The 22,316-nt window shown below is 44.2% G+C and carries 18 protein-coding genes; all 18 read left to right on the top strand.

What is annotated here, in order from left to right; genetic code table 11:
• Positions 1–10 precede the first annotated feature (10 nt).
• Positions 11–1,375, top strand: a complete 1,365-nt coding sequence (gene nrfD / locus AAA943_RS17260) for an NrfD/PsrC family molybdoenzyme membrane anchor subunit (RefSeq protein ID WP_338225532.1) — start codon at positions 11–13, stop codon at positions 1,373–1,375.
• 2 nt (positions 1,376–1,377) lie between these two features.
• On the top strand, positions 1,378–1,908 hold the full coding sequence (locus tag AAA943_RS17265; protein WP_338225533.1) for a DUF3341 domain-containing protein: 531 nt from the start codon (positions 1,378–1,380) through the stop codon (positions 1,906–1,908).
• Positions 1,909–1,921: 13 nt separating this feature from the next.
• On the top strand, positions 1,922–2,602 hold the full coding sequence (locus AAA943_RS17270; RefSeq protein WP_338225534.1) for a c-type cytochrome: 681 nt from the start codon (positions 1,922–1,924) through the stop codon (positions 2,600–2,602).
• A 2-nt stretch (positions 2,603–2,604) separates the two neighbouring features.
• Positions 2,605–3,903, top strand: a complete 1,299-nt coding sequence (locus AAA943_RS17275) for a quinol:cytochrome C oxidoreductase (protein ID WP_338225535.1) — start codon at positions 2,605–2,607, stop codon at positions 3,901–3,903.
• A 24-nt stretch (positions 3,904–3,927) separates the two neighbouring features.
• Entirely contained in the window at positions 3,928–4,965 is a 1,038-nt protein-coding gene (locus AAA943_RS17280; RefSeq protein ID WP_338225536.1) for a cytochrome c oxidase subunit II, read from the top strand.
• A gap of 11 nt (positions 4,966–4,976) precedes the next feature.
• The gene (locus AAA943_RS17285) at positions 4,977–6,863 is read left to right on the top strand and encodes a cytochrome c oxidase subunit I (RefSeq protein ID WP_338225537.1); all 1,887 of its coding nucleotides are present in this window, start codon (positions 4,977–4,979) and stop codon (positions 6,861–6,863) included.
• Entirely contained in the window at positions 6,847–7,917 is a 1,071-nt protein-coding gene (locus AAA943_RS17290) for a COX15/CtaA family protein (protein WP_338225538.1), read from the top strand. The genes AAA943_RS17285 and AAA943_RS17290 overlap by 17 nt, the downstream gene beginning before the upstream one ends.
• Positions 7,918–7,926: 9 nt before the next feature.
• Positions 7,927–8,832: a heme o synthase gene (cyoE, locus tag AAA943_RS17295; protein WP_338225539.1), complete on the top strand. Its 906-nt coding sequence runs from the start codon at positions 7,927–7,929 to the stop codon at positions 8,830–8,832.
• Positions 8,833–8,835: 3 nt separating this feature from the next.
• On the top strand, positions 8,836–9,417 hold the full coding sequence (locus tag AAA943_RS17300; protein WP_338225540.1) for a cytochrome c oxidase subunit 3: 582 nt from the start codon (positions 8,836–8,838) through the stop codon (positions 9,415–9,417).
• A 26-nt stretch (positions 9,418–9,443) separates the two neighbouring features.
• Complete coding sequence (locus tag AAA943_RS17305; RefSeq protein ID WP_338225541.1) at positions 9,444–10,220, top strand: cytochrome c oxidase subunit 3; 777 nt, start codon at positions 9,444–9,446, stop codon at positions 10,218–10,220.
• A gap of 21 nt (positions 10,221–10,241) precedes the next feature.
• Positions 10,242–10,571 carry a cytochrome C oxidase subunit IV family protein gene (locus AAA943_RS17310; protein ID WP_338219557.1) on the top strand — a complete coding sequence of 110 codons (330 nt, stop codon included), beginning with the start codon at positions 10,242–10,244 and terminating at the stop codon, positions 10,569–10,571.
• A gap of 72 nt (positions 10,572–10,643) precedes the next feature.
• Positions 10,644–11,312, top strand: coding sequence for an SCO family protein (locus AAA943_RS17315; protein ID WP_338225542.1), 669 nt, complete (start codon positions 10,644–10,646; stop codon positions 11,310–11,312).
• On the top strand, positions 11,299–11,853 hold the full coding sequence (locus tag AAA943_RS17320; protein WP_338225543.1) for a DUF420 domain-containing protein: 555 nt from the start codon (positions 11,299–11,301) through the stop codon (positions 11,851–11,853). Before AAA943_RS17315 ends, AAA943_RS17320 begins: the two co-directional genes overlap by 14 nt.
• Before the next feature lie 26 nt (positions 11,854–11,879).
• Positions 11,880–12,125, top strand: a complete 246-nt coding sequence (locus tag AAA943_RS17325) for a hypothetical protein (RefSeq protein ID WP_338225544.1) — start codon at positions 11,880–11,882, stop codon at positions 12,123–12,125.
• 51 nt (positions 12,126–12,176) lie between these two features.
• Positions 12,177–15,878, top strand: coding sequence for an ATP-binding protein (locus AAA943_RS17330; protein ID WP_338225545.1), 3,702 nt, complete (start codon positions 12,177–12,179; stop codon positions 15,876–15,878).
• Positions 15,879–15,920: 42 nt separating this feature from the next.
• Positions 15,921–19,379 (top strand): hypothetical protein, encoded by a 3,459-nt coding sequence (locus tag AAA943_RS17335; protein WP_420915617.1) that lies wholly within the window; start codon positions 15,921–15,923, stop codon positions 19,377–19,379.
• A 139-nt stretch (positions 19,380–19,518) separates the two neighbouring features.
• Complete coding sequence (locus AAA943_RS17340) at positions 19,519–20,223, top strand: SDR family oxidoreductase (RefSeq protein ID WP_338225547.1); 705 nt, start codon at positions 19,519–19,521, stop codon at positions 20,221–20,223.
• Between the two features lie 3 nt (positions 20,224–20,226).
• A complete protein-coding gene (gene ispG, locus AAA943_RS17345; RefSeq protein WP_338225548.1) occupies positions 20,227–22,209 on the top strand; it encodes a (E)-4-hydroxy-3-methylbut-2-enyl-diphosphate synthase in 1,983 nt (660 codons plus the stop codon).
• The last annotated feature ends 107 nt before the right edge of the window (positions 22,210–22,316 follow it).

Consider the following 22,316-nt stretch of genomic DNA (forward strand, 5'->3'; position numbering starts at 1 on the left):
TTTATAAACTATGCAGGTTACTTCATCCGTACGCCAGCCGTTAGTCACCGGAGGTAAAACCTATCATGACGTCACACATGACATTGCACGTCAGGTAGAGGGAAAACCATCCTTATCCTGGTTTTTGGCTTTCCTTACCGCTGCCGGAGTCTTGGCTTTAGGATTTATTGCCCTGGCAGCCACCCTTTGGGAAGGGATTGGTATGTGGGGTCTCAACAAGACCGTTGGTTGGGCTTGGGACATCACCAACTTTGTGTGGTGGGTCGGTATCGGTCACGCCGGTACGCTGATTTCAGCAGTACTTTTGCTTTTCAGACAAAAGTGGAGAACATCCATCAACCGTGCTGCTGAGGCGATGACCATCTTTGCCGTTATCTGTGCAGCGATGTTCCCGGTGATTCACATGGGTCGTCCTTGGTTGGGTGCTTATTGGGCGCTTCCGCTTCCCAATACCTTTGGTTCTCTTTGGGTAAACTTCAACTCACCTCTTCTTTGGGACGTATTTGCAATCTCAACTTATTTCTCTGTTTCCTTGGTTTTCTGGTATATCGGATTGATTCCTGATTTTGCCACGATTCGTGACCGAGCTACAGGTTTGAGAAAGACTATTTACGGAGCTTTGTCTTTCGGATGGGATGGAGCTGCTAAGACTTGGATGAGATATGAATCCGTTTCCCTGATTCTTGCAGGTTTGGCAACACCATTGGTACTTTCGGTTCACACCATTGTATCTTTTGATTTTGCAACCTCGGTGATACCGGGATGGCATACCACGATCTTCCCTCCTTATTTCGTAGCGGGTGCGATCTTCTCCGGTTTTGCCATGGTTTTGACCCTGATGATTATCACCAGAAAAGTATTCAAACTGGAAGATTACATCACTATCGGTCACATCGAATTGATGAATATCGTAATCATCATTACAGGTTCCATTGTAGGTATCGCCTACATCACCGAATTCTTCATTGCTTGGTATTCCGGTGTTGAGGCAGAACAATACGCCTTTATCAACCGGGCCACTGGACCTTATTGGTGGGCATACTGGTCAATGATGACTTGTAATGTGATTTCTCCACAACTTTTCTGGTTTAAGAAAATCAGAACCTCCATAGTAGCTACTTTCCTTCTTTCTCTGGTAGTCAACATCGGGATGTGGTTTGAGCGATTTGTAATCATCGTCACTTCCCTTCACAGAGATTATTTGCCTTCTTCTTGGGCTATGTTCTATCCTACTTGGGCAGATGTGGGAGTTTATTTGTTCACTTTCGGCTTGTTTTTTACCCTGTTCTTCCTTTTTGCGAAGTTCTTCCCTGTAATCAACATGGCTGAAGTAAAATCTGTCTTGAAGTCTTCATCTGAAAAAGTTGAAAAATAATCATGGAAAGAGATACACATTTTGTTTTGGGAGTTTACGACGATGAGGACGTATTGCTCCATGCTGTAGAAAAAGTCAGAGGTAGCGGAGTAAAAATCCACGAAGTCTATTCCCCGTATCCTGTTCACGGATTGGAGCATGTTTTGGGCTACAAAAGAAGCCGTCTACCCATTGCTGCTTTCCTATTTGGGATGTTAGGCACCAGCTTGGCCTTGACCATGCAATTCTACATGATGCGTTTTGACTGGCCGATGATCATCGGGGGAAAAGATTATGCAGCGTTTCCCGATTTCATTCCGGTCACCTTTGAAATGACCGTTTTGCTGGCAGCTTTCGGCATGGTGGGTGTGTTTATGGTCAGCTCCAACTTGAAGCCTTGGGCACAACCCAGAATCTTCGATGTCAGAAGCACAGATGACAAGCACATCATGGCTGTGGATATTGCCAACAACGGGGCTATGGACTTGGCAAAAATCAAGGAAATCCTGAAGTCCTCAGGAGCTTCTGAAGTAAATGAAAAAAGTTTCGAATAAGAATTCCGGATATATGAAAATTGCAAATGCATTAACACTGACGGGTTCGGTTCTGGTAGTGGCTTTTTTTTCTGCTTGCAAAGCAGATGGAGACAGCCCGGGATTGGAATATGCTCCTCAGATGTATCATTCCGTAGCCTATGAACCACTGACACAGATTCAAGACGAATCTCAAGGCGCATGGCTTTCCAACAGAGAGGATGGTAAAGGAGAATTTTACAATTCCAATATCAATAACCCTCATGGAATGAATATGAGAGAGCCTGTTGAAAATACTGTTCCTCGAAACAAGCAAGGTTATTTGCCTTATCGTTTGAAGACCTTTGAATTGGAGCAGGCAGCTTTGGTAAAAAATCCAGTTCCTTCCTCTGATGCGGTCTTGGCGCAGGGTGAGGCTTTATATCTTCAGTACTGTAACGCCTGTCATGGCAAAGGCGGTGAAGGAGATGGTAAAGCAGGTGAAGTAATCGGTGGTGTCGCCAATCTGAAAGGTGGTGCTTATGTCGGACTTCCTGAAGGTCATATTTTCCATGTCATCACCAAAGGAAAAGGAAGAATGGGAGCTCATGGATCTCAAATCCCTGCTGAGAGCAGATGGAAAATTGTTCACTATGTCAAACAAGTTATCCAAGGACAGGCTACTGCAAGCGCAGAAGTTACTACTGAGGAGGCACAAGTAACCCCAGCTAATTAATCATGGCTCATCACGGCGAACAACACTACAATTTAGATCAGCGTTTCGATTTCAACGCTGCCACCAAAAAATCTATCATGACCGTTTTGATTATCGGTGCGGTTATTTTAGGTATCGGTATCGTAATGGCAATGACCGGTGGTCACCATGAAGAAGCTGGAGAAGCAGGTGGCCATGCATTTCATTGGTACGAGCGACTTTATGCCAATCTTTGGATCAACAATGTTTTCTTCACAGGAATCGCCATTGTAGGCGTTTTCTTCTTTGCAATTCAATTTGCGGCTCAAGCCGGATGGTCGGCGCCTCTTTTGAGAGTGATGCTTTCCCTGGGTAGCTGGTTGCCTTATGCTGCCTTGTTGATGATTGCCACGTTCTTTCTTGCCAATCATGACCTTTTCCACTGGACGCATGCCTATTTATTTGACAAAAACAATAAAGAACTCTATGATCCCATCATCGATGGGAAAGGAGCATTCTTCTATTGGCCTATGGAGAAAGGAACCTTCCCGATATTCTACGTCCTGAGAATGGTTGTTTTCTTTGCTTTCTGGGTTTTCTTTTTCAATAAATTCAAAAAAATCTCAGATCAGGAAGATCAGTTGGGGGGTACTTCTCATTGGTTTAAAATGAGAAGCTGGTCTGCTTACTTCCTGGTATTCTTCGCTGTTTCCTCGTCGATTTCGGCTTGGGACTGGGTCATGTCCATTGATACGCACTGGTTTTCCACGCTTTTTGGCTGGTATGTATTTGCTTCTTGGTTCGTTTCGGGCTTATCTGCAATTACTTTACTTACCATTTTCCTGAAAGGAAGAGGATATCTTGAAATGGTCAATGAAAACCACGTTCATGACTTGGGTAAGTTTGTATTTGGATTTTCCATCTTCTGGACCTATCTGTGGTTTTCTCAATTTCTTTTGATCTATTATGCAAATATTCCTGAAGAATCCGTCTACTTTTTGGAGCGGCTTCAGAGTGATGTGTATGGAGGATTTATATTTGTGAACATTGCACTAAACTTTGTGCTCCCTTTCTTGGTTTTAATGACAAGGGATTCCAAAAGACACGGAGTTTTCCTCAAATTGGTTTGTACCATTCTTTTGGTTGGACATTGGATAGATTTCTTCCTGATGATTCAGCCGGGTACTTTAGGACACAATGGAGGCATCGGTCTGATGGAAGTAGGAATGTTCCTGGTTTATGGTTCCGCGGTGGCGTTGGTTGTGTTAAGTGGTTTGGCGAAGAAGAACCTGATTGCGAAAAATCATCCAATGCTTGAAGAAAGCTATCATCATCACATTTAATTAACTATCCGAAAAAAATAAGGTATGTACGGATTTCTGATTGGAGTAGGGGTTTTGTTGCTGTTATCCATCATTTGGATGGTTTACAGAATTCAAACCTTGGTATCGGTTGTAAAAGGCTCGGATAAAAAAGTAGCATCCGGAAGTAACAAGATCAATGCGATTCTTTTCGTATTGTTCTTAGTGGGAACTGGCATTCTCATGTTTTGGTATTCCATTAAAGAATTTGACAACTATCAGTTGCCTGTAGCTTCTGAACATGGGGTAATTACAGATCAGCTCTTTTGGGTGACTATGGCTGTTACTGGTGTAGTATTCCTGATTACGCACATTTTGCTTTTCGTTTTTCCCTACAAATATCAGTATAAGGAAAACAGAAAAGCCTCCTTTTACCCTGACAACAACAAGCTGGAAGTCATCTGGACTGCTGTGCCGGGCGTTGTGCTCGCCGGTTTGGTACTTACGGGATGGATGGCTTGGTCCGATATCACCGCACCTGCCCCTGAAAATGCTCATGTTGTAGAAATCATGGGATATCAGTTTGCATGGGACGTGAGATATCCTGGCAAAGACAATGTGTTGGGAGACTACGATTATCGATTGATAACGGCTTCCAATTCGCATGGGGTGGATTTCACCGATAAAAATGCGATCGATGATTTCCCTTCGCCAAAAGTAGTTATTCCAAAGGGTGAACCTGTTCTTTTCAAAATCAGAGCTCGTGATGTTTTGCATTCCGTATTCGCACCACATATGAGATTGAAAATGGATGCTGTTCCCGGAATGCCTACCCGTTTCTGGTTTGTCCCTACCAAGACAACCGAAGAAATGAGAGCAGAATTGAACAATCCGGAATTTGAGTATGAAATCGCTTGTACAGAAATCTGTGGGCGTGGGCACTTCTCTATGAAGAAGGTGATTGAGGTAGTAGAGCCAGAAGCTTACCAGAAGTGGTTGGCGGAACAGAAATCTTTTATTCAGCAAAACCCTTCCCTTGCAGAAAATCTTCCTGCTGAAATGAAAGAATTGGCAGATATTCAGTTGAGCGAAAGTAAAAAATAAAATTATAGGTTATGGCAACAGCATCTGTAGCAAATCATGATGTACATGCGCACGATCATCACGATCACGAGCATCATGATAATTTTATAACAAAATATATTTTCACCCAAGATCACAAGATGATCGGGAAGCAATTCTTGGTCACCGGTATCTTTTGGGCGATTATTGGCGGATTCCTTTCCATCCTTTTTAGGTTGCAATTGGGATTTCCGGAAATGAATCTTGAGTGGTTACGACCACTTTTGGGAGGTTGGATTACTGAGACAGGAGCACTTGATCCTACTTTTTATCTGGCTTTGGTAACCATGCATGGTACTATCATGGTTTTCTTTGTATTGACTGCCGGGCTTAGTGGTACCTTTTCTAACTTCCTGATTCCTCTACAAATTGGTGCCAGAGATATGGCGTCAGGATTTATGAACATGCTTTCTTACTGGTTCTTCTTCCTTTCCAGTGTGATCATGTTTATTTCTTTATTCATCAAAACCGGTCCGGCCGGAGGTGGTTGGGTAGTTTATCCTCCACTATCAGCTCTGGAACAAGCTATTCCAGGTTCTGGATTGGGTATGACATTGTGGTTGATTGCGATGACTTTCTTTATCGCTTCCTCTCTTCTTGGAGGTATCAATTATATCACTACAGTAATTAACTTGAGAACAAAAGGAATGTCTTTCTCAAGACTTCCATTGACCATTTGGGCATTCTTCCTCACTGCTGTAATTGGTTTATTGTCTTTCCCTGTGTTGTTTGCTGCAGCCTTGTTATTGGTCTTTGACAGAAGCTTTGGTACTTCCTTCTACCTCTCCGATATCTATATCGGTGGTGAAGCTTTACCTAACACAGGAGGTAGCCCTGTATTGTACCAGCACTTATTCTGGTTCTTGGGTCACCCTGAAGTTTATATCGTTCTCTTACCTGCTTTGGGTATTACTTCTGAGGTAATTGCCACAAACTCCAGAAAGCCAATCTTTGGTTACAAGGCGATGATTATTTCCATGTTGGGAATCACTATTCTTTCCTTCATCGTCTGGGCTCACCACATGTTCGTTTCAGGGATGAATCCATTCTTGGGTTCGATCTTCATGTTCCTCACTTTGATCATTGCGGTTCCTTCAGCAGTAAAAGTATTTAACTACCTGACTACACTTTGGAGAGGTAACTTGATCTTTACTCCTGCGATGTTGTTTTCTATCGGCTTGGTTTCCTTCTTTATCTCCGGTGGTTTGACTGGTATTTTCCTAGGTAACTCTGCTATCGATATTCAGCTTCATGATACCTATTTTGTAGTGGCGCACTTCCACTTGGTAATGGGTTCAGCCTCCTTCTTTGGATTGCTGGCTGGTGTATACCACTGGTTCCCTAAGATGTTTGGAAGAATGATGGATGCGAGATTAGGATATGTACACTTCTGGTTGACTTTCGTAGGCGTATACATGGTATTCTTCCCTATGCACTACATCGGGATTGCCGGTTTTCCTAGACGATATTACTCTTGGACCAACTTTGAATTCACCAACATGTATACAGATCTGAACATGTTTGTGTCTGTTGCTGCTATCATCACATTTGCAGCACAGTTTATCTTCCTGTTCAACTTCTTCTACAGCATGTACAGAGGTAGAAAAGCTACTCTTAACCCTTGGAGATCTACTACCTTGGAATGGACTACGCCTATCAACCCAGGGCATGGTAACTGGCCTGGAGAAATCCCTACTGTTTACAGATGGCCTTATGATTACTCTAAGCCGGGTGCTGTTGAAGACTTCATTCCACAGACTGTACCTTACTCTCAAACCCCAGAATCCAATCTGCCTCATGAACAGGAGTTGGTGAAGTTGGAAGAGGAGATTATGAAGGAGGAGTCTGAGGTATTGGTCGCCAATGAAAACAAACACTGATAAATTGATAAACAGCTTCCGCCGGACATCTTTCTTGACGGTGGCAGCTGTTTATTTCCTCATACTGGTTGGTGGGATCGTCAGGAGCACCGGCTCCGGAATGGGATGTCCCGATTGGCCAAAATGTTTTGGGAGCGTGATTCCACCTACACATGTGGATCAGCTCCCAAAAAATTATCAGGAGATTTATCTCGCTCAGAGATTGGCTAAAAACGAAAGGTTTGTAGCTACACTTGAAAAATTAGGCTTTGAAGATACCGCCCGGCAAATTGCAGACGACAAGTCCATTTTGGTTGAGGAGGAATTCAATGCCACAAAAACCTGGATAGAATACATCAATCGTCTGATCGGTGTTGTGATTGGTTTATTGATCATTCTTACGCTTTGGAAGTCATTGAAGCTATGGAAGATTGATAAAATGATTCCGATCCTTGCTTTTGTTGCACTGCTTTTGGTTCTGTTCACGGGTTGGATTGGATCCATTGTTGTCTCCACCAACTTGTTGGCTTGGATGATCACGATACACATGCTTCTCGCTTTAGCGCTTGTGGGGGTTTTGTTGTACATTAATCATCGGTCAGAAAGACTGCAGGCTGAGCATGGAGTACGAGTAGAAATTCCCTCCAAAGTGAGATGGATTTTAATCATTGGAGCCATCCTGATGCTGATTCAGGTAGTATTGGGAACTCAGGTTCGTGAGGAGATTGACCGAATTTCTTTCGCATTCGGAAATTTGATGAGAGAAGAGTGGATTGATCAAATTGGACTCAAGTTTATCATCCATCGATCTTTTTCCTTATTGCTCTTGGCTGTACATGTTCTTTATTTCTTTTGGGCTTTCAAATATGCAGTCCGTAAGTCTAAGGTTCAGATATGGAGTCAAGTGTTGATGTTGGTTTTGCTTCTGGAAATAGCAACAGGCATTGGTATGGCCTACTTTGGTATTCCTGCATTCCTCCAACCGCTTCATTTAGTCTTTGGGTCTTTGATTTTGGGAATACAGCTGATGCTTATCCTCCAATTGAAAGATCAAGTTCAATTTAAGTTAAATTAAATAGTAAAAATGAGTACAGTTAATGCAACTGACCATTCTATAGGAAGCTTCCTTTTGGTGAGAGCCAAGGCCTATGCAGATTTGATTAAAATCAGATTATCTGCATTGGTGACCTTTTCCGCCGTCTTTGGATATATCCTTGGCGATCGGGGAATAGGTTTTGGCTGGACCGGGTTTTTGGGTTTAGCCTTGGGAGGTTTTTTGATTTCGGGAGCCTCGGGTGCTGCCAATGAAATTATGGAGCGGGATTTGGATCGGCTGATGAAAAGAACCCAAAACCGACCTTTACCCCTGAACATCATCTCTCTGCAGGAAGCGTATTGGTTCACTGTAGTGGTAGCATTAGTGGGAGTTGGTTTGCTTTGGGTATTTACCAATCCATTGACTACTTGGTTGGGGATATTGAGTATGGTACTCTATGTATTTGTCTATACTCCTCTGAAGCGGGTTGGACCTATTGCAGTGTTTGTAGGTGCTATCCCTGGAGCAATGCCTCCTTTGTTGGGATGGACTGCAGCCACAGGAGCTATCTCCCATGAAGCGTTGATCATCTTTGGGATTCAGTTTATTTGGCAATTCCCTCACTTTTGGGCTATTGCTTGGGTATCTGATGAAGATTACAAAAGAGCAGGTTTTAAACTTTTGCCCAGTGGTGGAGGTCAGGATTTGAATACTGCGATTCAGATTATGATCTACACCTTGTTTCTACTTCCTCTGGGTTTGCTACCGTCTTATTTTGGGCTTACCGGGATCAATTCTGGAATTGTTGCTACAATCTGTGGAGTGCTGTTTTTGGCACAGACTTTCTCCCTGATGAGAGATTGCAGTAGGAAGTCTGCCTTGAAGATTATGTTTGGATCATTTCTCTACCTGCCCATTGTGCAGATAGCGTATTTGTTGGATAAGATGCCTTAAGTGATGGAGAGAGAATTGAAGTACGTAGATATGGTCGAACAGCCGATCAGCATGCATCCCAAAAAGTTTGCCTTGTGGCTGTTTATGGTCACAGTAGTCATGCTTTTTGCGGCCTGGACAAGTGCATATATTGTGAGGCAAGCAGAAGGAAACTGGTTGGAATATGATCTTCCTGAGGTCTTTTGGATTACCTCTGGAATTGTAGTTCTTAGTTCTTTAGCCTTGCAGTGGGCCTATTTTTCTGCCAAGAAAGACAATTTTGCCAATCTTCGTACAGGTATGGTGCTGACCGTCCTGTTAGGAATTGGATTTTTGGTCGGACAGTGGTATAGTTGGATTGCTTTGGTGGATCGTGAAGTATTCTTTGTAGGCAATCCTGCAGGTTCGTTTTTGTACGTAATCACAGGAATGCATGCCTTGCATCTGATCAGTGGTTTACTATTTCTGATTATTGTGCTAATTTCGACTTTCAGATTGAAGGTACATTCACAAGCCATGAACACCATGGAGATGGCCACGACATACTGGCATTTTCTGGGAGGGCTTTGGCTGTATCTTTTCATGTTCTTATTATTGAATCATTAATTTAACCTGGTACAAATAGATAATTTATGTCTGCGCATTCTACTGCTATTGGAGTAAGCTCGAAGAGAGGCGTTTGGGGAGGAGGAAATGAGCCCCTTAAGGCTAGCTATGGAAAACTTATGATGTGGTTTTTCCTGCTTTCCGACATTTTCACTTTCGCTGCCTTTTTGATCAGCTATCTGGCTATCCGAGTCAGCTATCCTGCCTACGCCGGACCTGCCGAAACTTTCGTCGGTTCCAATGAATACTGGCCTGTTCCGGAATTGGTTTTTGAAGCCGTTCCTTTCCTACACGGTTTTCATGCCCCATTGGTATTTGTGGGTATCATGACTTTCATTCTGATTTCCTCTTCTGTGACCATGGTATTGGCAGTAGAAGCAGGTCATAGAAATGATCGAAATGATGTAGTTAAATGGATGCTTTGGACTATGTTAGGTGGTGTCACTTTCTTGGGCTGTCAGGCTTGGGAATGGTCGCACTTCATCCATGGTACAGACGGAGGTTCAGTCCTGACTTACATCAATTCTTTGAATCAAAATGTGACCGAGACTGTATTTGGAGCCAACTTGGTTGTCAATGAGTATGGACCTCCTGCTTTTGCTCAATTGTTCTTCTTCATTACCGGTTTCCATGGTTTCCACGTGACCATCGGTGTGGTGCTCCTTTTCTTGGCTTTCTATCAGGCTGCTGTGGGAGTGTATGACAAGAGAGGTCACTATGAAATGATTGAGAAAATCGGCCTTTACTGGCACTTCGTTGACCTGGTTTGGGTATTCGTGTTTACCTTGTTCTATTTGATCTAAGCCTTTTAAAATTCTCGAAATATGGAAATCCAAGACACTAAATCCACTCTTCAGGTAGAACCTAGAAATGAAGAGAAAATCAAGAAAATCTGGAAAACTGCCGGAATTCTTTTGGCCATCACTGTCGCTGAATTTATTATGGCATTTACCATGGATAGAGGTATTCTCTTGTATGCCCTTTTCATCATTCTGACTATTTGGAAAGCCAAGTACATCATGATGGAATTTATGCACTTGGGAGACGAAGTGAAGCCTTTGTTCTATTCCATCATCGTTCCTTTGATCTTCTTGGTTTGGCTTCTGATTGCCTTGGCCAAGGAGGGCTCGGACATCTTTATGATGCGTTGGTAATCCGTAAAAAATTTCCAAAAAAAGAGGGTTGGAGTGAATCACTTCAACCTTCTTTTTTGTTAATCAACTAGTATGAGAAGTTTGAGATTGCTGCAGGGCATGGTTTTGGTCTGCATACTGCTTATTCCCTTGTTGATCTTTCTTTTCCTGAGAGGATTTGGGAAAAATGAATACGATCTTCCAATTTATTTCGAAAATGGAGTGGACAATCCTTTTCAGGAGTGTCCATCTACGGATTCAGGTCAGCATTTTATACCGGAATTTTCCTTTTTGAATCAAAATGGGGAATCCTTAGGAAGGGCTGAAATGGAAGGGAAAATCACAATCGTCGACTTCTTTTTTACTTCCTGTCCAAGTATTTGTCCTCTTATGTCTAAGGAAATGGAGCGGGTCAATGACATGTTTAGAGACGAGCCAAAGATTCAGATCATGTCTATCAGTATAGACCCAGAGTACGATACTCTTGAGATTCTAAAAGAGTATGCAGAAAAACATAATGCTATACCCGGTAAATGGCACTTTCTATCCGGTCCAAAAGAGGAGACGTATCAGCTGGCCAAGTGCGGATTCGTTTTACCCACCTTGGATGGAAATGGAGTGCCGGATGATTTTGTCCACAGCGATAAATTTGTTCTGATTGATGAAATGGGGCGCATCCGTGGATACTACAGTGGTACAGATCGTGAAGCTGTCGATTTATTAATGTTGGAAACAAAAGTTTTATTGCATGGCAAAAATTGAGAATAAAGTTTTGGGGAACGAAAAAAGTGTTAAAGGCTGGATAATTGGGATATCCGTTGCAATTCCTTTGGCAGTAGCCGTGCTGCTCTTTATGCCTACCAAAATTACTGCGCTGGGAGATTGGGTATATTTTCTGCCTCATCTGAATGCAGTGATTAATACTGCGGCTTCCGTAGCTTTGATTATAGCCTTGATTTTCGCAAAGCAGAAGAAGTTTGCTTACCATGGGGCTACCATGACCGTGGCTTTTACGTTGGGAGCCATTTTCTTGGTTTCCTACGTGATCTATCACAGCGCGGCGGAAAGCACCAGTTTTGGGGGAGAAGGGATCATCCGTCCGATTTACTATTTCCTTTTGATTACGCATATCCTCTTTGCGGCCATAGCTTTATTCCCGATTTTGTTTGCCTACTATTATGGCTACACTGATCAGAGGGAAAAGCACCGAAAATTGGTTAAATTCGCCTTTCCGATCTGGTTTTACGTTTCGGTTACAGGGGTGATTGTGTACTTGATGATCTCACCGTATTACACCCATTGATCCGGTCAATTCAAATAAGAAACGCGATGAAGTTGAAGTATTTCTTTGTAATAATCCTGTTTTTCGGCCTCCAGTTGACCTCATGGGCTCAATGCGCGATGTGCCGGGCATCCGTGGAAAACAACGTAAGCAATGGAGATACCTCCATCGGCGCTGGACTGAATAACGGGATTTTATACCTATTCGTGATGCCGTATTTGATGGCAGCCATTATTGGTTTTCTATGGTATAGATCTGCCAAAAAGAAAAAAGCTAAATTATCCCTTCGATGAAGGTAAAGGCAAAGTTTGATACCAGACTTTGCTTTTTTATTTTTAGGCTAAATGAGTCCATCTACCCGTCGTCTTTTGATCTTGTTTGGCATCTTGGCTGTCTTGATCGTCCTGATTTTGAATTTTTTTGTTTTTCAAAAAAGCGATGAGGAAAAATACCTGCAACTGATCGAATCCAAAATCCAAAGGATAGAAAAGGATTTTGATACGGATTTTATCCGGGTCTTGATGGACGTGAGACCGGAAGATCCGGTTACTTTCACCATGATCAGCAGTCCTTCCCATTTACATCCGTTTTTTCTTCTGGATCAGGAAAAAAACCTGATGTTTTGGTCTGATTTTACGGTCAAGCTGGATTTTTCTGCTTTGGACGTTTCCAAGGAATATCTCCTGCATGAAGATCCTTTCGGGACTTTTTTCCTGAAAACTAGGAAAATCAAGCGAGGAAGTGCCGATTATTATATGGTCCATGCCTATCGGTTGATCTGGCCGGGATCAATTCAAAACGATTATCTCCAGACTGGTCCATCTCCTGAGCTTTTTGGAAACGAGCGATTCCAGCTTTTTTCCAATCCTTCAGATGGGGCCTATCAGATTCGGAACTCAGCGGGTAAGGAACTTTTTGGAATCAATTTTCTATTAGGCTATGTTCCGGTGACCCGGGTTTCCAATACGGCCTTGGTCATTTTTATCTGTTCCATTTCTATGCTTTACGTATTGGTAAGTTTTGATTTTTTAAGAAAAAAATGGAAAAAGGGCCAACGCTGGCAGACTATAGGCTATGGATTTATCCTCTTTTTGGCCGTGCGGTGGTTGATGTTAGGGACGGATTTTCCGGGTGGATTTTTTGAAACCGAGCTTTTCGATTCTATTTATTACGCTTCTTCCGGATTCAATCCCAGTTTGGGCGATTTGATGCTCAATACACTCGGCTTGGTGTTTCTGTTTGGATTGATGATCCATGAGTTGGCAGGAGCGATTACGCTGCAAAATGCCCAAAAGCTGGCCGATCGGTCTCCTTTCCTTCTGTTCTTTCTTCTTGCTTTCGGGGTCAGTTCACTCTTTTTTCTGATTCTCTGGTTTCTCCCCAGAGATTTGATATTTAACTCCCAGTGGGTTTTGGACATTCGCTCTATTCCTACATTCGATGGATTCAAAGCAATCAGCTTCCTCATACTTTTTTTGTGGGCAGGCATTTACATTCTGTTGGTCCTGACTCTCTTTCGGGTTTTGGGCAGCGTATTTCCACATTCTGGGGCGAGTAAGCGGCTGCTTTTGGTTTTTGGCTTGCCTGTTTTGGGGCTGATGTTTTGGTTTTCATTTTGGTGGAGTGTGGCCTGGGCCCTGCATTTGATATTTATTTTTTCGGTAGTTCGATTTGAGCTTTACAGAAATGTGTTCCGGTTGGGTTTGGATACTTTTATGACATTTTTCTATGCGAGTTTGGTCATGGCAGGGATCATGGGAGTGAGCACCTTTCAAACGGGAAGGGAAAGTTTGGTTCAGTCAAAAATGCGTTTTGCGACTCAAAACCTGATTGAAAATGACGTAATGACGGAGTTTTTCATGTCGGATATATTTAGCCGGCTGCGAAATGACCTATTTATCCAAAACCGCCTTGCAGATCCACTGCTCTCCAAAGACCCGGTAGAAACCAAATTGAGAAAAATCTATCTTGATAATTATTTCGATCAGTTTGAAGTAGTCATCCGGATTTTTTCTCCTTCAGGGCAACAAATTCTCGGTCCAATGGAAAGGGTTGAGCTGGCTACACTTCAGCAGCAGTTTGTCAAAAGCGACTATGCCACTGGGGTGAGGGATCTCTATTTCATTCGGGGAAAAGAGACCGGGGCCAATAAAATGGTCGGCTTTGTTCCCATCGTAAGGGATAATAATCTTTTGGGAACGGTCTTTTTTGAGCTGAATCAGCTGAGAGTGCAGCCTGGGAGTGTTTATCCCAAATTGCTATTGGATAAAAAATACGCGGATAAGCTTGAGCCGATTACGTATCCCTATGCGGTGTTTCGAGACGGGGAATTGCTCCGAAGCGTCGGAGTATTCAACTACTCCCAAGAGACATTTACAACCAATCTTCAAAGAGATCAACTTTTCAATTCAGGTGTGATCCAAAGCGGGTTTCATCATTTAGGCATTCGCAATGGGGATGAGATTTTGGTGATCTCTTCTTCCACTCCTTCGGTTGCTCATTTTTTTGGGAATATCTCCCTGTTTTTCGTCGCTTTTGTGTTTTTGACTTTTTTGGCCATTCTTCTCAATACCCTCTTCAAAGGGTACCGCAACTTTGAGTTCAATTATTCCACCAAGCTTCAGCTTTACCTTAATTTTGCTTTCTTTTTCCCGATTATCATTATCTCTATCATTACCATTGGCCTGCTTACAGGCAGCTACAGGGATGATCTGAATCGCCAATACCTCGAAAAAGCCAACCTGATCCGGGTCAATTTGGGGAGCCTTTTGAATAATCAAAATCCGGAAAGTATAGACCGGGATTTGCTCAATGAAGAGATCAATGCGCTGGCAAATACCTTAGCAAGTGATATCCATCTCTATACGCCGGACGGAATGCTGGAATTTACCAATCGGCCGAATATTTTTGATAAGAAGATTCTGTCTCCTCTGATCAATCCTGCAGCGATGGCTGGAATCATGGAAAAGAATCAGATTGAGCTTTTGATTCAGGAAAAAATCGGAAATCTGAGCTATCAGACGGTGTATCTGGGAATTCCCTCTCAGTTGGACTCCTCGATTTCCGGCATTTTGGCTATCCCGTATTTCGAATCGGAGACGGAGCTCAATTCGCTCATTTCGGATGTCTTGAGTAATATTTTCAATGCTTTTGTTGTCATCTTCATTCTTTTTCTGGTGGTTTCAAGCTTTGTTTCCCGCAATCTGACCTTGCCCTTTAAAATACTTACCCAAAAACTCAAGTCCACCAATCTGGAAAACAACGAGCCCATGTATTGGGCTGCCAAGGATGAGATCGGCTTGCTGGTGAAGGAATACAACAACATGCTTTTCAAACTGGAGGCGAGTAAAAAAGTCTTGGCCTCTTCCGAAAAGGAATCTGCCTGGAGAGAAATGGCCAAGCAGGTAGCTCATGAGATCAAAAACCCCCTCACTCCGATGAAGCTGACCCTGCAGCACCTGATCCGACTGGAGCATGAGGGTAAACTGGAAGATAAAGACAAACTGCGCAAATCCTTGGAAACTTTGATTCATCAGGTGGATGCGCTAAGCGGGATTGCCTCTTCCTTTTCCACCTTTGCCAAAATGCCTCTGCCCAAAAATGAGCGGATGAATTACAAGGCAGTAGTACTCAAAGTGCTGGAACTGTTTCAGAATGACAAGCGGGTTAGGCTTGATTTTCAGGATGATTCCTACGCAGAGGAAATCCCCATTTTGGGGGATGATAAACTCTTCGGGAGAGTCATTGCCAACTTGATTATCAATGGGATCCAGGCGGTAGATCCCGGAAAAACTCCTCACATTCGAGTATGGCTTTGGATGACCGAGCAAGCGGTTTTTCTGGAAATTTCTGATAATGGAAAAGGTATTCCGGCCGAATTGAGGGATAAGATATTCATCCCAAATTTCAGCACCAAAACCCAAGGCTCAGGTTTGGGGCTGGCCATTGCCAAGAGTGGGGTGGAGACCGCTGGCGGAAAGATCTGGTTTGAAACAGAAGAAGGAAAGGGCACTACTTTTTACCTTACCTTTCCCCTTATCCAGTAATTTGAGGTTTTTATTACCTTCAAGAAATAGTTTTGGATACGCATGCGGTTGATCTTGCTGATAGGCTTTCTTTTGCTGGCTGGATTTAGCCAGGCCCAGGAAAAATGCCGTTGGTTATCTTCACAAGAATTGAAGAAGCCGATCAGGTTGGATTCCTTGCCTATTTTGGAAAATACCATTCGGGTCTTGGATGCTTCCGGCGAGCCTTTTCCTTTCACCTTCCGTTCTGAAAATCAAAGCCTATTGCTAAATGGAAATCTGGAATCACTACCTGATTCTTTACAGATTTGCTATCAGACTTTAGCCTTGCCTTTGCAACAAACTTTTGCCCGTCGGACACTTTTGGCCAATTACGATTCCGCGGCCCTATTCAAAGACAATCGAGTGCAGACTCTACCTGATTTTGATATCCGGGAAGAGCTCTTTCCCAGCACCAACCTCTACAAAACCGGTAGTTTGACCCGGGGAGTTTCCTTTGGCAACACTCAAAATGTCTTTGTGAATTCTGCGCTGAATCTCCAACTGGACGGGGATATTGGAGAGAACTTGAAAATCAGGGCAAGTATCACGGATCAAAATGTCCCATTTCAGCCCGAGGGAAATACCCAGCAGATCCAGGATTTCGACAATGTGCTGGTGGAGTTGTACAATGATCAGTTCAGACTTTCGGCAGGGGATGTGGTGCTGCAGCAAAGGCAATCGGAGTTTCTCCGCTATTACAAAAACGTGCAGGGGCTCCAACTAACCACCAAATACAAAGTAAAAGGAGGTTGGGAGGCAAGTACAGAAGGTTTTGCCTCGGTGGCCAAGGGAAAATTTGCCTCGATTCAAGTGCCGATTTTGGAGGGAGTGCTTGGCCCATATCGGCTTAATGGTCCAAATGGGGAGCGATTTGTGGTCATTATGGCCAATTCCGAGCGGGTATTTTTGGACGGTAGACTCCTGCAGCGGGGCTTCAATGCGGACTATGTGGTCGATTATAATCAGGCAGAGATTACCTTCACTCCCCGGGTGTTGATCACCCAATACTCCCGGGTGAGAGTGGATTTTGAGTTTGCGGAGAGAAATTATACCCGGTCCATTTTAGGAGCCAATCACTTGCAGACCAATGGTAAGGTGGATTTTTATGTCAATTTCTATCAGGAAAAAGATAACAGAAACCGACCGCTTTTTACCGAGTTTTCTCCCGAGGAGCAGGCCCTTTTGGCTTCCGTTGGAGACCAAACCCAAAATGCAGTCATTCCCAGAATCGACTCGGTGGGCTTTGATCCGACACGGATTTTGTATGAAAAAGTAACCGAAGTCGATGCTTTGGGCAATCCCGTGATCTTTTACCGCTATTCGACTAATCCTGCCTTGGCTCATTTTCAGGTCTCTTTTTCTCAAGTCAGCCAAGGACAGGGAGATTATCGAAAAAGCTCCCAACTGGCCAATGGGGTGGTCTATGAGTATGTTCCAAGGATAAATGGACAAGCCCAGGGGAATTACACCATTTTGACTCAGCTTCCCGCTCCTGATGCGAGAAGGATGACTACGGCTGGAGCACGGGTTCGCTTGGGAAGTTATGAAAAAGTCTACACCGAGGTCGCTTTGTCTTCTTTGGACAAAAACCTGTTTTCAGAGCTGGACGATCAGGATAATCAGGGATTGGGCTGGAAAGTTGGGATTCAATCCGAAAACAGAGAACTTGGTTTCCTGAAAGGATATCGGTTCAAGGGCCAAACCGAGCTGGAATACAACTCCACCAATTTCAATTTCATTGATCGATTTCGGTACATCGAGTTTGACAGGGATTGGGGCTTGGATCCAGCCGAACTCAGGGAAGCAGCGGCAGAGCGTCTCTTTTTCACTCAGCTTGCCTTGCAAAAAGACGCGCTCAATGAACTTAGCTATCGAATCAATCTGAGAAACCGGGAAGATCAGCTGACTGGCTATCAGCAAGCGGCTAATTGGAAAGCCGAATTGGGAAAGAGATTCCGAATTCAGCAGGAGTTTTTTCAGCTCAATTCTACCAAAGATACCCTCACCAATAACTGGATTCGGTATTTGGGTAATGTGAGCTATCAATCCAAAATCTTCGTGCCGGGTTATCAGTTTTCCTTGGACCGCAATCAGGTGACCGACTCCCAAAGGGATTCTATCATCGGTACTGCGATGAACTTCCAGGAGCATCGGGTATTTCTGCAAAGCAATGACTCGCTCAAACTCACATTCCTCGCCGATGCGGCATGGAGAACAGACCGACTACCCACAGGAGGAATTCTACAGGATGATACGGAGGCCTTTACCTCTAATTTCTCTTTGCGTAAGCAGTGGAAAAACCACAACCTCAGCGGGACATTCACCTACCGGGATATCCGATATTTGCAAAGGGAGCTACCCAATGAGTTGACTTTGCTAAGTAAGGTGGACTACTCGGGTGGGATAGGAAAAAATCTCATCCGAAATGAAATCAGCTACGCCATTGGGAACGGTCGGGAGCTGCAGCGAGAGTATGTCTATCTCCCTGCACCCAACGGAGACGGAACCCACACTTGGCGAGATGACAATGGGGATGGAATTCAGCAGTTGAATGAGTTCTATCTGGCAATTAATCCGGAGGAGAAACTGTATATCAAGGTCTTTGTACCTACGGATACCTTTGTGCAGGCCTACACCACTTTGCTGAATTACCGGATTCAGGCCAGACTTCCGGATTCTTGGAAAGGGGCGGGTGGAGTGAAGTCTTTTCTCCAAAAGTTCTCAAATACCTCCAGCCTCAGTGTGGAAAAGAAAGTCACTTCTGATGACTTCTGGAGTCGGGTAAATCCTTTTGTGGGGAGCTTGAGTAGAGATCAGATTCTTTCGCTTCGGCAGGTGATTCGAACCAGTTTTTTCTTCAATCGGGCATCTGCCAAATACGGATTTGACCTTTCTCTTTTTGACTCCCAACTGAAGCAGCTGCTGACGGGAGGCTTTGAGGATCAGATTCAGCAGGAATGGAAACTCAACACCCGCTACAATTTCAACTCCCAAACTACGCTCCGGCTTTTGGGAAGTGTGGGAAATCGGGTTTCCGCTTCGGATTTTCTTGACAACAGAAATTATACCTTGGATCAGTATTCCTTTGGTCCTGAACTGGCTTGGCAGCCTACTCCCTATTTTCGGATTACCGGCTTTTATTCTTTCACAGAAAAGGAAAATGTGCAAAATGTGGAGTTTCAGGAAAAGTCTCTAATTCATCAGACGGGGATGGATATTCGCTATGCAAAAGCCATAAAAACGACACTTACAGGAAATCTAAAGCTCGTCCAAATTGATTACAATGGAGAGGTCAACTCCCCTGTAGGCTATGAAATGCTGCAGGCTCTGACTGTGGGCACCAATGTGACTTGGTCGCTCAATTGGCTACACAAAATCGGGGAGGGGCTTCAACTCAATCTGGTCTATGAGGGAAGAAATTCCGAAGGGCTCGATCGGGTGGTCCATATCGGAAGAATGCAGGTCTCGGCTCTTTTTTGAGAGTCACTCTTCTTCTGAAAATAAGCAAGAATTCTCTTCCCCTGCACCCCTGTTTTTTCGATTTCTTAATCGCGTGAAAAAAAATGTAACTTTGCTGGCGCTGGTTAGTTGTCATACTAACTATTAAACTGCTAAACAAATGGGCAAAAGCATCCTGGTCACAGGCGGAACAAAAGGAATAGGAAAAGCAATCATCGAGCGATTCGCCAAGGAGGGATTCGATATCCTGACTTGTGCGAGAAATCAAGAGGATTTGGAACGTCTCAAAGCCTCAATTGAATCTGAATATCCCGGAGTTCGTGTATTTGCCAAAAAGGCGGATCTTTCCCGTGCAGATGAAGTAAGAAGTTTTGCTGAGGCAGCTAAGGCCGTTGCCATTCCGGATGTGTTGGTCAATAATACCGGGGTATTTTTACCAGGAGCAGTTCACGATGAGCCTGCTGGTAATTTTGAGCTGATGATGCAGACCAATTTGTTTTCTGCCTATCATTTGATCAGAGCCTTTGTGCAGGATATGATTCAGCGGAAATCCGGGCACATCTTCAGCATGGGATCCATCGCGGGCCTTACAGCCTATCCCAACGGAGGAAGCTATGCGGTCTCCAAATGGGCCATGCTCGGCATGACCAAGTGCTTAAGAGAAGAATTGAAACCCCATCAAATCAAAGTCACCTCCATTTTGCCAGGAGCTACCCTCACTGAAAGCTGGGCAGGAGTAGACTTGCCTGTGGAACGCTTTATTCCGGCGGAGGACATTGCCGAGAGTGTTTGGTCTGCCTATAACCTTTCGCCCCGAACCGTTGTTGAAGAAGTAATAATCCGACCCCAACTAGGAGATATATAAGCTATGGAATCCCTCATCAAAAGCCTTGATTCCCTTTATTGTGACAGCCTCACGCAGTATTCCCGCAGGAAGACCATCCCGGTAAGGGTGGGAGATGTCATCATCGGTGGTGATAATCATATCGTGGTGCAATCCATGACCACGGTAGACACCATGGATACCCGAGGCTCTGTGGAGCAGTGTATCCGAATGATCGATTCTGGATGTGAGCTGATCCGGATCACCGCGCCTTCGCTCAAAGAGGCGGAAAACCTGAAGAATATCAAGGCTGAGCTTCGCAAAAGAGGCTATCAGACTCCTTTGGTAGCCGATATTCACTTTACTCCCAATGCGGCCGAATTGGCTGCCCGAATTGTGGAAAAAGTGAGAATCAATCCGGGGAACTATGCGGATAAAAAGAAATTTGAAGTCATCGACTACACGGATGCGTCCTATGCGGAAGAGTTGGAACGGATTCGCGAGCGGTTTTTGCCTTTGGTGAAAATCTGCAAGGAAAACGGCACAGCCATGCGGATAGGAACCAATCATGGTTCGCTCTCCGATCGAATCATGAGCCGATATGGAGATACTCCTCTCGGTATGGTGGAATCTGCGCTGGAGTTTTTGAGGATTTGTGAGGATGAAAAATTCCACGATATCGTCATTTCGATGAAATCCTCCAATACTCAGGTGATGGTGCAAGCCTATCGGCTTTTGGTCCAAAAGCTTAACGAAGGAGGCTTCAAACCCTATCCTCTCCACTTGGGTGTAACCGAGGCAGGAGAAGCAGAAGACGGTAGAATCAAGTCAGCCGTTGGTATCGGAACTCTCCTTGAAGACGGCTTGGGAGATACCGTAAGGGTTTCTCTTACCGAAGATCCGGAATTTGAAGCGCCGGTAGCCAAAGCACTTATCGATCGATATACCCATAGGGCAAAACATGCCTCCATTCCCGAAGTGGTCAACTATCCGATCACTCCCTTTGAGCATAACAAGCGTCAGGTCGCTGAGATTTATAACTTCGGAGGGCATAATGTACCCCGGGTAATTACAGATATTTCCAAAGTCGAAAATATCTCGGATCGGGAAATGAAGGCTGTGGGCCATTTCTACTTGCCTGAACTGGACAAGTGGAAAATGAACGACTTGGGATGTGATTTTGTCTATTCCGGTTCCAATCCGATTCCTTTCATGCTACCCAATGGGATGAAGGAAATCCAGAATTATTCCGTTTGGGAAAAAGCTCCCGATCAGGTCAATAAATTCCCTCTTTTCAGCCTTTCAGAATATCAAAAAGCGGAGATTTTCCATTCGGAAATCAATTTTCTGGAAGTCTTGGATACAGAAATCACAGATACCATTTCAGCTATTCAAGGAAGAAAAGACACAATCTTGATTCTGAAAACATCCAATACGCACAGTATGCCTGCATTGAGAAGAGGATTTGTTTCTTTGATCGAAGCGGGTTCGGATATTCCAGTGGTAGTCAAAGTGAGCTACCCGGATCAAACAGCCGACATGACCATGCTCTATTCTGCCACGGATGTGGGTGGGTTGCTGGTAGACGGATTGGGGGACGGGATTTTGATTTCTCTGGAAAAAGAAGGTGAGCATACCCGACAGGAAGTTTTGGATCAGATCAAGTTGCACAATTCGGTGAGTTTTGGAGTGCTTCAAGCGGCTCGAACCCGAATGTCCAAGACCGAATACATTTCCTGCCCATCCTGTGGACGGACACTCTTTGACCTTCAGGAGACTACAGCGATGATCCGAAAGCGAACTGACCACCTTAAGGGAGTCAAAATCGGAATCATGGGCTGCATCGTCAACGGACCAGGGGAAATGGCTGATGCTGACTACGGATATGTGGGTTCGGGCAAAGGAAAAATCACGCTCTACAAAGGAAAAGAGGTGGTGAAGCGATCCGTTCCATCCGAAAAAGCTGTGGATGAACTGATCGAAATCATCCGGGAAGACGGAATGTGGAATGAGCCGGAGGCGATTTGAAGACGGGAGACTGAAGACCGAAGTTGGGGAGTCGGGGAGTTAGGAAGTTGGAAGGTAGTAAAGTGGTAAAGTTTGCTACCTAGATCAAAGATTGAAGTCCCTGAAAG

The sequence above is a fragment of the Algoriphagus confluentis genome, from assembly GCF_036245625.1.
Taxonomy (GTDB): domain Bacteria; phylum Bacteroidota; class Bacteroidia; order Cytophagales; family Cyclobacteriaceae; genus Algoriphagus; species Algoriphagus confluentis.

Excerpts from the sequence above, each read along its gene's own strand:
- nrfD (WP_338225532.1), top strand. The coding sequence starts at position 11 with ATGCAGGTTACTTCATCCGTACGCCAGCCGTTAGTCACCGGAGGTAAA.
- AAA943_RS17265 (WP_338225533.1), top strand. The coding sequence starts at position 1,378 with ATGGAAAGAGATACACATTTTGTTTTGGGAGTTTACGACGATGAGGAC.
- AAA943_RS17270 (WP_338225534.1), top strand. The coding sequence starts at position 1,922 with ATGAAAATTGCAAATGCATTAACACTGACGGGTTCGGTTCTGGTAGTG.
- AAA943_RS17275 (WP_338225535.1), top strand. The coding sequence starts at position 2,605 with ATGGCTCATCACGGCGAACAACACTACAATTTAGATCAGCGTTTCGAT.
- AAA943_RS17280 (WP_338225536.1), top strand. The coding sequence starts at position 3,928 with ATGTACGGATTTCTGATTGGAGTAGGGGTTTTGTTGCTGTTATCCATC.
- AAA943_RS17285 (WP_338225537.1), top strand. The coding sequence starts at position 4,977 with ATGGCAACAGCATCTGTAGCAAATCATGATGTACATGCGCACGATCAT.
- AAA943_RS17290 (WP_338225538.1), top strand. The coding sequence starts at position 6,847 with ATGAAAACAAACACTGATAAATTGATAAACAGCTTCCGCCGGACATCT.
- cyoE (WP_338225539.1), top strand. The coding sequence starts at position 7,927 with ATGAGTACAGTTAATGCAACTGACCATTCTATAGGAAGCTTCCTTTTG.
- AAA943_RS17300 (WP_338225540.1), top strand. The coding sequence starts at position 8,836 with ATGGAGAGAGAATTGAAGTACGTAGATATGGTCGAACAGCCGATCAGC.
- AAA943_RS17305 (WP_338225541.1), top strand. The coding sequence starts at position 9,444 with ATGTCTGCGCATTCTACTGCTATTGGAGTAAGCTCGAAGAGAGGCGTT.
- AAA943_RS17310 (WP_338219557.1), top strand. The coding sequence starts at position 10,242 with ATGGAAATCCAAGACACTAAATCCACTCTTCAGGTAGAACCTAGAAAT.
- AAA943_RS17315 (WP_338225542.1), top strand. The coding sequence starts at position 10,644 with ATGAGAAGTTTGAGATTGCTGCAGGGCATGGTTTTGGTCTGCATACTG.
- AAA943_RS17320 (WP_338225543.1), top strand. The coding sequence starts at position 11,299 with ATGGCAAAAATTGAGAATAAAGTTTTGGGGAACGAAAAAAGTGTTAAA.
- AAA943_RS17325 (WP_338225544.1), top strand. The coding sequence starts at position 11,880 with ATGAAGTTGAAGTATTTCTTTGTAATAATCCTGTTTTTCGGCCTCCAG.
- AAA943_RS17330 (WP_338225545.1), top strand. The coding sequence starts at position 12,177 with ATGAGTCCATCTACCCGTCGTCTTTTGATCTTGTTTGGCATCTTGGCT.
- AAA943_RS17335 (WP_420915617.1), top strand. The coding sequence starts at position 15,921 with ATGCGGTTGATCTTGCTGATAGGCTTTCTTTTGCTGGCTGGATTTAGC.
- AAA943_RS17340 (WP_338225547.1), top strand. The coding sequence starts at position 19,519 with ATGGGCAAAAGCATCCTGGTCACAGGCGGAACAAAAGGAATAGGAAAA.
- ispG (WP_338225548.1), top strand. The coding sequence starts at position 20,227 with ATGGAATCCCTCATCAAAAGCCTTGATTCCCTTTATTGTGACAGCCTC.